Origin of the sequence: Denitratisoma sp. DHT3 (assembly GCF_007833355.1) — a bacterium.
Classification (GTDB): Bacteria; Pseudomonadota; Gammaproteobacteria; order Burkholderiales; family Rhodocyclaceae; genus Denitratisoma.
In genome coordinates this window covers 1,884,188-1,897,962 of sequence record NZ_CP020914.1, presented here as the reverse complement: position 1 = coordinate 1,897,962, position 13,775 = coordinate 1,884,188, and the positions used below count along the sequence as shown (strand labels likewise).

The 13,775-nt window shown below is 68.8% G+C and carries 11 protein-coding genes; 6 read left to right on the top strand and 5 right to left on the bottom strand.

Going from position 1 to position 13,775, the window contains the following annotated elements:
* On the top strand, window positions 1-498 hold the full coding sequence (locus B9N43_RS08725) for a TPM domain-containing protein (RefSeq protein WP_145841880.1): 498 nt from the start codon (window positions 1-3) through the stop codon (window positions 496-498).
* A 41-nt stretch (window positions 499-539) separates the two neighbouring features.
* Here B9N43_RS08725 and B9N43_RS08720 read toward each other — a convergent pair whose 3' ends face one another.
* Window positions 540-947, bottom strand: coding sequence for a bacteriohemerythrin (locus tag B9N43_RS08720; protein WP_145841879.1), 408 nt, complete (start codon window positions 945-947; stop codon window positions 540-542).
* A 62-nt stretch (window positions 948-1,009) separates the two neighbouring features.
* Window positions 1,010-2,275 carry a lysophospholipid transporter LplT gene (gene lplT / locus B9N43_RS08715; RefSeq protein WP_145841878.1) on the bottom strand — a complete coding sequence of 422 codons (1,266 nt, stop codon included), beginning with the start codon at window positions 2,273-2,275 and terminating at the stop codon, window positions 1,010-1,012.
* A gap of 134 nt (window positions 2,276-2,409) precedes the next feature.
* On the opposite strand from lplT, the gene alr reads away from it, so the two are divergent.
* The 5 genes from alr to B9N43_RS08690 all read left to right on the top strand — a co-directional run bounded on the left by alr (window position 2,410) and on the right by B9N43_RS08690 (window position 10,818).
* Window positions 2,410-3,543, top strand: a complete 1,134-nt coding sequence (alr, locus tag B9N43_RS08710) for an alanine racemase (protein ID WP_145841877.1) — start codon at window positions 2,410-2,412, stop codon at window positions 3,541-3,543.
* Between the two features lies 1 nt (window position 3,544).
* A complete protein-coding gene (radA, locus tag B9N43_RS08705; protein ID WP_145841876.1) occupies window positions 3,545-4,912 on the top strand; it encodes a DNA repair protein RadA in 1,368 nt (455 codons plus the stop codon).
* 714 nt (window positions 4,913-5,626) lie between these two features.
* Window positions 5,627-8,110, top strand: a complete 2,484-nt coding sequence (locus B9N43_RS08700; protein WP_145843504.1) for an ABC transporter permease — start codon at window positions 5,627-5,629, stop codon at window positions 8,108-8,110.
* 352 nt (window positions 8,111-8,462) lie between these two features.
* The gene (locus B9N43_RS08695) at window positions 8,463-9,122 is read left to right on the top strand and encodes a response regulator (protein WP_145841875.1); all 660 of its coding nucleotides are present in this window, start codon (window positions 8,463-8,465) and stop codon (window positions 9,120-9,122) included.
* Window positions 9,123-9,474: 352 nt separating this feature from the next.
* Complete coding sequence (locus B9N43_RS08690; RefSeq protein ID WP_145841874.1) at window positions 9,475-10,818, top strand: ATP-binding protein; 1,344 nt, start codon at window positions 9,475-9,477, stop codon at window positions 10,816-10,818.
* Between the two features lie 130 nt (window positions 10,819-10,948).
* On the opposite strand, the gene B9N43_RS08685 is transcribed toward B9N43_RS08690, so the two are convergent.
* The 3 genes from B9N43_RS08685 to yegQ form a co-directional block, all read right to left on the bottom strand.
* Window positions 10,949-11,446, bottom strand: a complete 498-nt coding sequence (locus B9N43_RS08685) for a hypothetical protein (protein ID WP_145841873.1) — start codon at window positions 11,444-11,446, stop codon at window positions 10,949-10,951.
* 422 nt (window positions 11,447-11,868) lie between these two features.
* Window positions 11,869-12,444, bottom strand: a complete 576-nt coding sequence (locus B9N43_RS08680; protein WP_145841872.1) for a DUF2946 family protein — start codon at window positions 12,442-12,444, stop codon at window positions 11,869-11,871.
* Window positions 12,437-13,762 carry a tRNA 5-hydroxyuridine modification protein YegQ gene (gene yegQ / locus B9N43_RS08675; protein ID WP_145841871.1) on the bottom strand — a complete coding sequence of 442 codons (1,326 nt, stop codon included), beginning with the start codon at window positions 13,760-13,762 and terminating at the stop codon, window positions 12,437-12,439. Before yegQ ends, B9N43_RS08680 begins: the two co-directional genes overlap by 8 nt.
* Window positions 13,763-13,775: the final 13 nt, after the last annotated feature.

Below are 13,775 nucleotides of genomic sequence, written 5' to 3'. Positions count from 1 at the left end.
ATGAAATTGCGACGCCTGCTGAAACATCTGCTGGTGCCCGCCTGGTGGGCGCGTCGGTCCTTCGACCGGGCCACGCTGGACGCCATCGAGGCCGCGATCGGCGCGGCGGAAACCGGCCATCGCGGCGAATTGCGTTTCGTCGTCGAGGGGCCCTTGCCGCTGGCCGTGCTCTGGCGCGGCGAATCGGTGCGGCAGCGGGCGGCCGAGCTGTTCTCCCGCTTGCGGGTGTGGGACACCGAGGAAAACAGCGGCATCCTGCTCTATGTGCAACTGGTGGACCGGCGGGTGGAAATCCTCGCCGACCGCGGCATCGACGCCCGGGTGTCGCAGGAGGCGTGGGACCTCATCTGCCGCGGCATGGAGCTGGCCTTCAGGGACGGCGATTTCCGGCGTGGCGCGCTGGAGGCCGTGGACCAGGCGGCGCAATTGCTGATCCGGCATTTCCCGGTGGCCGGGCCCGACCACAACGAGCTGCCGGATCGGCCCGTGGTGCTCTGAGGGCGCGCTCCGAGGCGCGGGCCGATCCTGGCCCGGCGCGGTCAGCGTGCGGCGACGAACTCGCCGAACCGCCGGTCTTCGGTCTGGATGTGCTTGACCATCCAGTGGTAGATGAGACGGTTCAGCTCCCCCGGCACATAGGGGTCGCCGGATTCGACCCGAAGCGCCATGTCGCGGGCCTGGGACAGCAGTTGCTCATGCAGTTGCCGATGCGCCGCCAGTTCGGGATAGCCCGCCGCCGCCATCAACGCCTCTTCGCTGGCGAAATGGGTGGCGGCGTAGTCGAGCAGTTCGACGATGGCGGCACGGGCGGCGGCGACGGCGTCGGCGCCGTTCGCGGCGAGGCTGTCATACACTTGGCCGGCGATTTCGATCAGCCGCTGATGCTCCTGGTCGACCTGTTCGATGCCCACCCGCAGGACCGGGAGGAATTGCGGCCGGTTTTCCATGGTGCATTCCCTTGCGCTTGTGAAGATGTGAACAATCTCGATTCCCGAGGCTCGTCCCTTGATCAGTGGCCTGCTTCGCGCTCCAGGAGCGCCAGGTCGTCGTGCTGGTGCTGGTGGGCGAGGTGGCGCTGGCGTACCAGCAGCATGGCGCCGCTGACGAACAGGCCGAACAGGGCGATGATCCAGTAGATCGACAGACCCGCCCCCAGCAGGGCCGAGTAGACGCCGGTCATGACCAGGATGGACAGGTTCTCGTTGAAATTCTGGATCGCGATGGAGTGGCCGGCGCCCATCAGCACGTGGCCGCGATGCTGGAGCAGGGCGTTCATCGGCACCACGAACAATCCGGAAAGGACGCCGATCAGCACCAGCAGGCCGATGGCCAGGTGGTAATCGCGGACGAAGATCATGCCCAGCACCACCGCGCCCATGGCGGCGCCCAGGGGAATCACCTGCACCGAGCGGCGCAGGGTGATCAGCTTGGCGGCGAGCACCGCGCCCAGGGCCACGCCGACGGCGACGACCCCCTGCAACATGCTGGCACGGGGAAGATCCATGTTCATCGCCGTCTTGGCCCATTCGATCACGATGAATTGCAGCGTGGCGCCGGCGCCCCAGAACAGGGTGGTCACCGCCAGCGAGATCTGTCCCAGCCGGTCGCGCCAGAGCAGGCGCAGGCAGTGGTTGAATTCGTGGAACAGGTAGACCGGGTTCTTCTTCAGCGGCTTGTGGTCCACCCCGGTGTCGGGGATGTAGAGATTGAACAGGGCCGCCAGCAGATAGAGGATGCCGATCACGGCCAGGTTCATTTCGCTCACCGTGTCGATGCCGGTGTCGATCAGCGGCAGGTCGAAGGCGAGCAGGGCCTGGGCGATGTCCGGCTTGATCAGGGCGCCGCCCAGCATGATTCCGAGGATGATGGCGATCACCGTCAGACCCTCGATCCAGCCGTTGGCCACCACCAGCAGGCGGTGCGGCAGGTATTCGGTGAGGATGCCGTACTTGGCCGGCGAATAGGCCGCCGCTCCCAGGCCCACCACGCTGTAGGCGAGCAAGGGGTGGACATCGAAGAACATCAGGCCGCAGCCGAGGACCTTGATGCCGTTGCTGATGAACATCACCCGCCACTTGGGCATCGAATCGGCGAAGGCGCCGACGAAGGCGGCCAGGACCACGTACGAAACAGTGAAGAAGGTTTTCAGCAGTGGTTCGTATTCCGCCGGGGCATGCATATCCCGCAGGATGGCGATGGCGGCGATCAACAGGGCGTTGTCGGCGAGCGCGGAAAGAAACTGCGCCGCCATGATGATGTAGAAGCCGGGAGTCATGGGCAAGCTCGAAGAGCCGCGTTTATAACATGAAAGCAGAGCCATCACCTTGACGCGGGCAGGGGAACCCTGGCCTGCCGCCGTATGTGAGAAACTGCGGGCTTGCCAATCGTTTCCCGCCTTCGCTTCCCAGCATGACCCGTCCCTTACGCGCCCGCATCGACCTGGCGGCCCTGCGCCACAATCATTCCGTCGCCCGGCGCCACGCCGGCGCCACCGCCCTCTGGTGCGTGGTCAAGGCCAACGGCTACGGCCATGGCCAAGTGCGGGTGGCGGAGGCGCTGGCCGGGGTCGCCGACGGCTTCGCGCTCCTGGAACTGGATGGCGCCGAGACGCTGCGGGCGGCCGGCATCCGCCAGCCCCTGCTGATGATGGAAGGCTTCTACAGCGAGGATGAGCTGCCGCAGTTTGCCCGCCTGCGGCTGATCCCTGTGCTGCACAGCCCGGCCCAGGTGCGCTGGCTGGTGGATTCGCCCCTGCTGGCGGATCTGAACGAGCCCCTGCCGGTCTATCTCAAGCTCAACACCGGCATGAACCGCCTGGGCTTCGACGCGGCCGACTTCCGCCAGGCCCTGACCCTGCTGCGGGCCTCGCCGCGGGTCGCCGGCATCACCCTGATGACCCACTTCGCCGACGCCGACGAGCCGGCCGGCATCGCCCGGCAGATGGCGCGCTTCGATGCGCTGCGGGGCGGCATCGCCGACATGGCTGACGGCTTGCCGCTCTGCCTGGCCAATTCCGCCGCGCTGCTGCGCTTCCCCGAGGCGCTGGGCGGCGCCGGCGACTGGGCCCGGCCGGGCATCATGCTCTACGGCTGTTCGCCCTGCCCCGAGCTGCACAGCGCCGCCGACCTGGGCCTGAAACCGGTGATGAACCTGGAGAGCGAGGTGCTCGCGGTGCGGCAACTGGCGACCGGCGACGCCGTCGGTTACGGCAGCGCCTTCGTCGCGCCGGGGCCGATGCGGATCGGCATCGCCGCCGGCGGCTACGGCGACGGCTATCCGCGCCACGCGCCCAGCGGCACGCCGGTGATGGTGGCCGGGCGGCGCAGCCGGCTGGTGGGGCGGGTGTCGATGGACAAGGTGTGCGTGGACCTCACCGACCTGCCCGATGCCGGCGTGGGCGCCCCGGTCACGCTCTGGGGCGACGGCGCCGCTGGCCATCTGCCGCTGGAGGAAGTGGCCGCCGCCGCCGGCACCATCAGCTACGAGCCGTTGTGCGCCCTGACCGCGCGGGTGCCGGTGGTGGTAGTGGAGCGCGCGAGCTGAGATGGCCAAGGCGAAAACCCTCTATTCCTGCACCGAGTGCGGCGCCACCAACCCCAAGTGGCAGGGCCAGTGCCCCGGCTGCGCACAGTGGAACACCCTGGTGGAGACCGTCGCCGAGCCGGTGGCGGGCGGCGCCAACCGCTTCGCCGCCATCGCCGGCAGCAGCCGGCTGCAGAAGCTGGCCGAGATCGATCCGAAGGAGGAGCCGCGCCAGCCCACCGGTATCGACGAGTTCGACCGGGTGCTGGGCGGCGGGCTGGTCCAGGGCGGCGTGGTGCTGATCGGCGGCGATCCGGGCATCGGCAAGAGCACGCTGCTGTTGCAGGCCCTCTCGCGGCTGTCCGAGGCGGGACGGCCGGTGCTCTACGTGTCCGGCGAGGAGTCGGGCGAGCAGGTGGCGCTGCGCGCGCGGCGCCTGCAACTGGGGGCGGGGCACCTGCAACTGCTGGCCGAGATCAGCCTGGAGAAGATCCTCGCCACCCTGCAACGGGAAAAACCCGAGGTGGCGGTGATCGACTCGATCCAGACCCTGTATTCCGAGGCCCTGCAATCGGCGCCCGGCTCGGTGGCCCAGGTGCGCGAATGCTCGGCCCAGCTCACGCGCCTGGCCAAGCAAAGCGGCACCTGCGTGATCCTGGTCGGGCACGTCACCAAGGACGGCGCCCTGGCCGGCCCCCGCGTGCTGGAGCACATCGTCGACACCGTGCTGTATTTCGAGGGCGACACCCATTCCAGCTTTCGCCTGGTGCGGGCCTTCAAGAACCGCTTCGGCGCGGTCAATGAACTGGGCGTGTTCGCCATGACCGACCGCGGCCTGCGCGGCGTCTCCAATCCCTCCGCGCTGTTCCTGTCGCAGCATGCCCAGGAGGTGGCCGGCTCCTGCGTGCTGGTGACGCAGGAAGGCACGCGCCCGCTGCTGGTGGAAATCCAGGCGCTGGTGGACACCGCCCACAGCCCCAACCCGCGGCGCCTGACCGTGGGCCTGGAGGCGCAGCGTCTGGCGATGCTGCTGGCGGTGCTGCACCGGCACGGCGGCATCGTCTGCTTCGACCAGGACGTGTTCGTCAACGCCGTCGGCGGCGTGCGCATCCAGGAGCCGGCGGCCGACCTGGCGGTGATGCTGGCGATCGTCTCCAGCCTGCGCAACAAACCGCTGCCGCCCAAGCTGGTGGCCTTCGGCGAAGTCGGCCTGGCCGGCGAGATTCGCCCCGCCCCGCGCGGCCAGGAGCGGCTCAAGGAAGCGGCCAAACTGGGCTTCACCCATGCCCTGATCCCGCGCGCCAACGCCCCGAAACAGGCCGTCCATGGCATCGAGGTGGTGGCGGTGGACCGGGTGGAACAGGCCGTGGATTATCTGCGGGCGTTGTAGCGTGAAAAACCAGCGCCTCCGCCGGGCCGCCTTTCCCACGAGGGCCACGATGGGAAAACGCGCCATGCGGCACCAGCCGCAAACCACGGCGACACGGCGGACACGGCGAAAACCCTCCTCGCCCTGTAGGAGCGGGCCATGCCCGCGATCAGCGCATTGCCGCCCACCAGTTCGCGGGCATGGCCCGCTCCTACAAGGTCAGAACGTCCGTGCCTCCTTGACAGAGCTTTTCCGCCGGAGGATTGCGAAGGGAGGAAATGCCGACAGAGCTTTCCCGCCGGGCCGCCCCAAGGGAAAGCGGCACGCGGCGCCAGCCGTAACCTATCGGTGTCGCTACAGCGCTCCCCGTGATATCGAGCGCAGCGAGCCGACGCGTCCCCCGCGGAGGATTGCGAAGGGAGGAAATGCCGACAGAGCTTTCCCGCCGGGCCGCCCCAAGGGAAAGCGGCACGCGGCGCCAGCCGTAACCTATCGGTGTCGCTACAGCGCTCCCCGTGATATCGAGCGCAGCGAGCCGACTCGAACCCCGCGGAGGATTGCGAAGGGAGGAAATGCCGACAGAGCTTTCCCGCCGGGCCGCCCCAAGGGAAAGCGGCACGCGGCGCCAGCCGCAACCTATCGGTGTCGCTACAGCGCTCCCCGTGATATCGAGCGCAGCGAGCCGACTCGAACCCCCCGGAGGGGGGCGAAGGGGGGAGAACCCAATTGTTGCTGATGCTGCGAATGCTGATCCGGGACGCCCGGGCCGGGGAGTTGAACGTGCTGGGCTTCGCCCTGGCGCTGGCGGTGGCGGCGCTCACCAGCGTCTCCTTCCTCACCGACCGGGTGGAGCAGGCGCTGGTGCTGCAATCCCACGAACTGCTGGGCGGCGACCTGTTGTTGTCGGCCGACCATCCCTGGCCGGCGGCGGTGGCGCGCGAAGCGCAGGCGCGGGGCCTGGCCGTCGCAGAGAGCGCCAGCTTTCCCAGCATGGTGATCGCCGGCGGGCACAGCCATCTGGCCGACATCAAGGCGGTCTCTCCCAACTATCCGCTGCGCGGCACGCTGCGCGTCGCGTCCGCGCCGGGGCGGGCGGACGCGCCCGTGGCCGGGGTGCCGGCGTCCGGCAGCGTCTGGGTGGATGAGCGTCTGCTCTCCGCCCTCGGCCTGGCCGTGGGCGACACGCTGCGGGTGGGAACGCGGGAGCTGCGCATCGCCGCGCTGTTGACCCTGGAGCCGGAGCGCGGCCTGAACCTGCTGGCCCTCGGTCCCCGCGTGCTGATGAATCAGGCGGACCTGTCCGCCACCGGCCTGGTCCAGCCGGGCAGCCGCATCGCCTGGCACCTGCATCTGGCGGCGGGCAAGGCGCCGACGGGAATGGCGGCGGTGGCGGCGTTCCACCAGTGGATGGAGCCGCGTCTGGAGCGCGGCGAGAAACTCGAAACCATGGACAACGCCCGTCCCGAAGTGCGCCAGGTGCTGGAGCGGGCACAGCGCTTCCTGCGCCTGGCGGCGCTGCTGGCCGTGGTGCTGGCCGCCGTCGCCGTGGGGCTGGCGGCGCGCCGCTACATGCGCCGCCACCTCGACGGCTGCGCGGTGCTGCGCTGCCTGGGGGCCAGCAGCCGGCAGGTGCTGCTGATCCATGGCGGCGCCTTCGTCGCCTTCGGTCTCGTCCTGGCGCTGGCCGGCACCGTCGCCGGCTATGGCGTGCAGGCCCTGCTGCAACGCCTACTGGCGGGTCTGGTGGCGGAGGCCCTGCCGCCGCCCTCCTGGACGCCGTGGGCGCAGGGCCTGGCGATCGGTCTGACCCTGGTCGTCGGTTTCGCCCTGCCGCCGCTGCTGCGATTGCGCCGGGTGTCCACCCTGCGCGTGCTGCGGCGGGAGACCGCCGGGCCGGAGCCGGTCTCGCTGGCGGTCTGGTTCCTGGGCGCCGCCGCCCTGGCCGGCCTGATGTTCTGGGTGGCGGGCGACGTGACGCTGGGCAGCATCGTGCTGGGCGGCTTCGCCGCCGCCTTCCTGCTCTACGGCGCGCTGGCCCGGCTGCTGCTGGCGCTGCTCGGGCCGCTGCGCCACGGCGGCGGCATCGGCTGGCGCTACGGCCTGGCCAGCCTGCGCCGGCGCCTGGCGGGCAGCCTGATCCAGGCCCTGGCGCTGGGGCTGGGATTGACCACGCTGCTCTTGATCACCGTCGCCCGCGACGACCTGTTGGCGGCGTGGAAAAGTCGGGTGCCGGCGGACGCGCCCAACCGCTTCGCGATCAACATCCAGCCCGAGCAGCGCGAGTCGCTGAACGCCCGCTTCCGCGCCGCCGGCCTGGCGCCGCCGTTCCTGGAGCCGATGGTGCGTGGCCGGCTGGTGGCCATCAACGGCCGGCCGACGGGGCCGGCGGATTACGCCGACGAACGGGCGCAGCGCCTGATGGATCGGGAATTCAACCTCTCCTGGGGCGACCGGCTGCCGGACGGCAACCGGCTCCAGGCCGGGCATTGGCACGGCGCCGGCGGCAGCCCGGCGTTCTCGGTGGAGCTGGGGCTGGCCGAGACCCTGGGCCTCAAGCTGGGCGACGTGCTGACCTACGACATCGCCGGCAACACCATCGCCGCGCCGATCACCTCCCTGCGCAAGCTCGACTGGGACTCGATGCGGGTGAATTTCTTCGTCATCGCCGCGCCGGGGATGCTGGAGGGTTTTCCGGTCAGCTACATCACCAGCTTCCATCTGCCGGCGCAACAGGGCGGCTTCGTCGACGCGCTGGTGCGGGCGCTGCCCAACCTGACGGTGATCGACGTGGCCAGCGTGGTGCGCCAGTTGCAGGACACCCTGGACCAGGTGGCCCGCGCCGTGCAGGCGGTGTTCGGTTTTTCGCTGCTGGCCGGGCTGGCGGTGCTGTATGCCGCGCTCCAGTCCAGTGCCGACGAGCGCGCGCAGGAACTGGCGGTGCTGCGCGCCCTGGGTGCGCGCGGGCCGCAACTGCGTCAGGCGCTCGCCGCCGAGTTCGCCGCGCTGGGCCTGACCGCCGGCCTCCTGGCGGGCATCGGCGCCAGCCTGATCAGCATGCTCCTGGCGCGGCTGGTGTTCCATCTGCCCTATGCGCCGGACGCCCGGCTGCTCTTCGCCGGCGTGCTGCTGGGCCTCGTCCTGGTGCTGGCCGCCGGCCTGCTGGGCAGCCGCAAGGCGCTGTCGGGCAGCCCGTTGCAAGTGTTGCGGGAGGCACTGTGAGTCTATTGCCAAGGAAACGCGGATCAAGTCCGTTCGCACTGAGCCCCTCGGCGAGACTCAGGACAGGCCCTTCGTCAAGCTCAGGACAGGCCCTTCGTCTTGGCTCAGGACAGGCTTCGACAGGCTCAGCCCGAGCGGGTAGTGATTCAATCCGCGTTTCATTGACAGAGCTTTTCCGCCGCGCCGTCGCAAGGAAAAGCGGCACGCGGCGCCAGCCGCAACCTATCGGTGCCGCGACAGCGCTCCCCGTGATATCGAGCATAGCGAGCCGACTCGAACCCCCCGGAGGGGGGCGAAGGGGGGTGAGCCAAATTCTTCCCCCCCCGGCGGGGGCGAAGGGGAGCGAGCCCAAATGCGGATTCTGATCGTCGAGGACGATTCTTTGTTGGGCGAAGGCATCGCGGCCGGCCTGCGCCAGGCCGGCTTCCAGGTCGAATGGGTGAAGGACGGCGTGGCCGGTCTGGCGGCCTTGCAGGCCGAACCGTTCTCGGCGCTGGTGCTGGACCTGGGGCTGCCGCGGCTGGGCGGCCTGGACCTGCTGCGCCGCCTGCGCGAGAGCGGTTCGGTATTGCCGGTGTTGATCCTGACCGCCCGCGACACCCCGGCGGACGTGATCGCCGGCCTCGACGGCGGCGCCGACGATTACATGATCAAGCCCTTCGATCTGGGCGAGCTGGCGGCCCGCCTGCGTGCCCTGGTGCGCCGCGCCGCCGGCGCCGCGGCGCCGTGTCTGGTGCATGGCGCCCTGGAGCTGGACCCGGCGGCGCGTTCCGTCACCTGGGAAGGCCGGCCGGTGGAACTCTCGCCGCGCGAGTTCTCCCTGCTGCACGAGCTGCTGCTCAACGCCGGCACGGTGCTGACCCGCGCCCAGTTGGAGGCCAAGCTCTATCCCTGGGGCGAGGAAGTGGGCTCCAACACCCTGGAGGTCCATGTCCATCATCTGCGCCGCAAGCTGGCGCCGGACCTGATCCGCACCGTGCGCGGGGTTGGGTATCTGGTGCCCAGGCCATGAGAAGGCTTGGGGTCTGGCTCGCCCCCCTTCGCCCCCCTCCGGGGGGTTCGAGTCGGCTCGCTACGCTCGATATCACGGGAAGCGCTGTCGCGGCTACCGATAGGTTGCGGCTGGCGCCGCGTGCCGCTTTTCCTTGCGACGGCGCGGCGGAAAAGCTCTGTCGGGGCAGCGCTGGACAATTACCACCCGTTCGGGCTGAGCTTGTCGAAGCCCTGCATGTAGGAGCGGGCCATGCCCGCGACCCGGTGGTCGACGATGCGCTGGTCGCGGGCATGGCCCGCTCCTACACGACGCGGAAGATTTCGCCGTGCCCGGCGTGTCGCCGTGGTTTGCTTTGACGGCCCGCTGAACCATGAAGAACACGCTGCGCTTGCGGCTTCTGCTCGGTACTCTGGCGATCGTGCTGGTGATCTGGGTCGCCCTGAGCGCATTGGCCTGGCGCAAGGCGATCCACGAGGCCGACGAGTTGTTCGACGCCCATCTGGCGCAGACGGCGGCCCTGCTCGCGGCCTTCGTCGGCGACGGCGGGGCGGCGGGGGTGGAGCATCTGCCCACCCATCACTATGCGCGCAAGGTGGCGTTCCAGGTCTGGGAGGATGGGCATTTGCGGGTCCACTCCAGGGCGGCGCCCGATGCGCCGCTGTCGCCGGTGGCCGAGGGGTTTTCCGACGCGCGGATCGGGGGCGCCGCGTGGCGGGTGTACAGCCTGCGCGGGGTGGCGCCGCGGCAACTGATCCAGGTGGGCGAGGCGCATGATGCGCGCCATGCGGTGGCCAGCGAACTGGCGCGCCAGTTGTTGAAGCCGCTGGCCCTGGCCCTGCCGCTCCTGGTCCTGGCGTTGACTCTGCTGATCCGCAGCAGCCTGGCGCCGCTGTCGCGGCTGGCGGATTCGATCGGCCAGCGTTCCCCCGACCGGCTCGACGCGATCCCCCTGGCCGGGACGCCGGGCGAGCTGCGGCCGATCCTGGAACGGCTCAACGGCCTGCTGGGACGCATCGCCCGCTCCATGGAGCAGGAGCGCCGCTTCACCGCCGATGCCGCCCACGAACTGCGCACGCCGCTGGCGGCGATGCGCACCCATGCCCAGGTGGCGCAGGCCAGCCGGGACGAGGACGAGCGGCGGCGGGCGCTGGCCAATGTGGTCGCCGCGACGGATCGGGCCACCCACCTGGTCGAGCAGTTGCTGACCCTGGCCCGGCTCGACAGCGGCAGCCGCGGCGCCGGCCTGATCGACTGCGAGCTGCGCGCCTGCGCGGCCGAGGCGGTGGCGCGCAGCGCGCCCCAGGCGCTGGCGAGGGGCATCGAGTTGGTCCTGGAGGAGGGGCCGCCGCTGCCGATCCTCGGGCAGCCGGTCCTGTTGTCCGTGCTGCTGCGCAATCTGCTCGACAACGCGGTGCGCTACAGCCCGCCGGGCAGTCAGGTGCGGGTCGTGCTGGAGCGCGGCGCCGATGGCGTCGCGGCGCTCGCCGTCGTCGATCAGGGGCCCGGCATCCCGGCCGAAGAGCGGGCGCAGGTGCTGGACCGTTTTTATCGCATCGCCGGCAGCGGCGAAAGCGGCTCCGGCCTGGGCCTGTCCATCGTCGCCCGCATCGCCGAACTGCACGGCGCACGGCTGGCGCTGGCCGACGGCCCCGCCGGGCGGGGGCTGGCGGTACGGGTGAGTTTCGCCGGCGCCGGTCAGGGTCGGGGGTCGTAATCCGGGAATTCGGCCGGCGCGAGTGAAAACCGTACTGCAAGCCACAGAGGACACAGAACGCAAGAAGCATGGTTCCACGCCCACAATGGAAAAGAGCCTCCGCGGTGCGGAGGCTCTTTGAGGTCACGGCCTATTCCTTGGATCGTTCTTTGAACAGTTTCAGTGCTCGCTCCAGAATGTGCCTGTCTGCCACATCCTTGTCGCGCATGGTTTGCTTTGTCCGCAAAAGCCCTTCAAGGCTTACCGTTCGAACGGGAGTGCCCTCCAGGTCTACGGTCACGGCATATTGCTTGAGCGTGTCGTACGTTTCGCCGCACGCATTCAGCATGACATCGACCAGGAAGGCATCGGCAATCCGAATGTTTTCACCTTCCGTGAACCACTCCGGCTCCAAGTCCTTTGCGGCCTGATCAGGTAACACCATCAACGCCGCCTTGACTCTGACCCCCGATTCCACTGTTGCCGGAACCAGTACGTCAATGTCCGTCGTGGCCCGATGGTAGCCATGCACAAACAAGGCATACCCACCAATGAGCAGGTAATCGACTTGCTGTCGATTCAATGACTCAATCAGCGCCTTCAGGTCTTCCAAGGACGCCGGACGACAATATTCATCCGTTTCGTCCATGTACTCGCTCCAATGCAACTTTTGCCATTCCCTTGGCCACACAGTCAAGCTGATGCCGGTAGGCGTCTTCGTGTGTCTTGAAGCGATACACGCCTTTGGGAATGAATGTCGTGTCGCCCGTAGGCAACCGATGCATCTCATCGTTGAATCGAGCGCCCTCGGCCAGGAGGGTGCCAGACGCAAGAAGGCTAATGGGGCGCTCTTTGCGCTGACCTACAGTTCTCATGTCATCCTCCTTTCCTGGGACGCTCAGAGGATACACCGACCTTGGAACCGTACAGGCATACGGCTCGCTGCACTCGATATCACGGCGAACGCTGTAGCGGCATTGATAGGTTGCGACTGGCGCCGCGTGCCGCTTTTCCTTGGGATTATTGCCCGGCGGAAAAGCTTGTTTCTCACGCTAGCTCCGAAGAGCCGTTTTAAGGTTCATGGCCGCTCAGCCGCTGAATCTCCGCCGTGCTGGCGAACGTCACCGGCAGCGGAGCGCCGAAGCCTTGCAGGCGCAGTTCGACGCCGGGTGGAATACTTCCTTGCGCCAGAATGCGTTCCAGCGTTTCGGTGTCCGCCGCGCTGCCGTCGGCGAGCGTCAGGCCCTCGATCAACGCCGCCAGGTCGCGGTCGCAGACCAGACCCATGCCGCCTGGTCCCAGGTCATTGCCGATGTCGATCAGCAGGTTGCCCTCTTCATCCAGCCAGGCGCGGCGCGGATGCTCCACGGGCAGGCCGGTATGGGTTTCGAGCCGGCCGGGCGCGGCGAGACGCAGAATCCAGGGCGTGTATTCCAGGGCGACGAAGACCCGTTGCGGACCGTTCTGAAAATACCAGCAACCGCGCGCGTCCACGTCGTAGTTGCGGCCGATGAACGCCGCCAGCGCCGCGTTGCTCACCACTTCGCCCTTGATGCGCCAGCGGCCGCGCCGGTCCAGCGACAGCCAGCCGTAGACATCGGGAACATTGGGCCAGCGGGCGAGCGCGGCCCGCACCGCGTCATCCACGGTCCGGTTCCAGGAAGCGGGCGACGAAGGCGCCCTCCAGCCCCGGCGGCAGCGCCAGGTGCACGCGATGGCCGCTGCCCGGCGCCACCTCGATGGCCGCGCCTTCCGCGTTGTGGAGCGCGGAGACCGTCACTTCCCGGTTGCCGGCGGGATGGATCAGTTCCAGCCGGTCGCCGCGGGCGAAGCGGTTCTTGACCTCGATCTCGGCCAGGCCGTCGGCACCGTAGCCCAGCAGGTCGCCGACGTACAGGCTGCGCCCGGATTCGGAATGGCCGCGCAGATAGTTCTGGTGCTCCCGGTCCGGATGCCGCTCGTAGAAGCCGCCGGTGTAGCCCCGGCTGGCCAGGCCGTCCAATTCCCCCAGCAGGCGCGGATCCAGGGGCCGGCCGGCGACGGCGGCGTCGATCGCCCGGCGGTAGGCTTGGCAGGTGCGTGCCACGTAGTAGGGCGATTTGGTGCGGCCCTCGATCTTCAGCGAATCGACGCCGATCTCCACCAGCCGCTGCACATGCTCGATCGCCCGCAGGTCCTTGGAATTGAGGATGTAGGTGCCGTGCTCGTCCTCCTCGATCGGCATCAGCTGGCCGGGGCGGGTACCCTCCTCCAGAAGCCAGACCTTGTCCTGGGGCGCGTTGCCCAGCGCAGTGCCGCCGCAGGACTGGACATCGCCGCTGTCTTCGACGCTGGCCGGGTTCAATTTGTAATCCCAGCGACAGGAATTGGTACAGGTTCCCTGGTTCGGATCGCGGTGGTTGAAGTAGCCGGAGAGCAGGCAGCGCCCCGAGTAGGCCACGCACAGGGCGCCGTGGACGAAGACTTCCAGTTCGGTGTCGGGGCATTCCTGGCGGATCTCGGCGATCTCGTCGAGGGACAGTTCACGCGACAGGATCACCCGCGAGACGCCGGCCTGGCGCCAGAAGCGCACCGCCGCGTGGTTGACGGTGTTGGCCTGGACCGAGAGATGGATCGGCATCTCGGGCCAGGCTTCGCGGATCATCAGCATCAGGCCGGGGTCGGCCATGATCAGCGCGTCGGGCTTGAGGGCGATCACCGGCGCCATGTCGGCCAGGTAGGTCTTGAGCTTGGCGTTGTGCGGATAGATGTTGCTGACGACGTAGAGCTTGCGGCCCAGGGCGTGGGTGCGTTCGATGCCTTGGGCCAGGGCGTCGAGCTTGCCGAAGTCGTTGTTGCGGGCGCGCAGGCTGTAGCGCGGCTGGCCGGCGTAGATCGCGCCGGCGCCGAAGGCCAGGGCGGTGTCTAGCATGGCCAGCGAGCCGGCGGGCGCCAGCAGTTCGGGGCCGGTAATGGAATCAGGCATTGTGTTTCTTGGT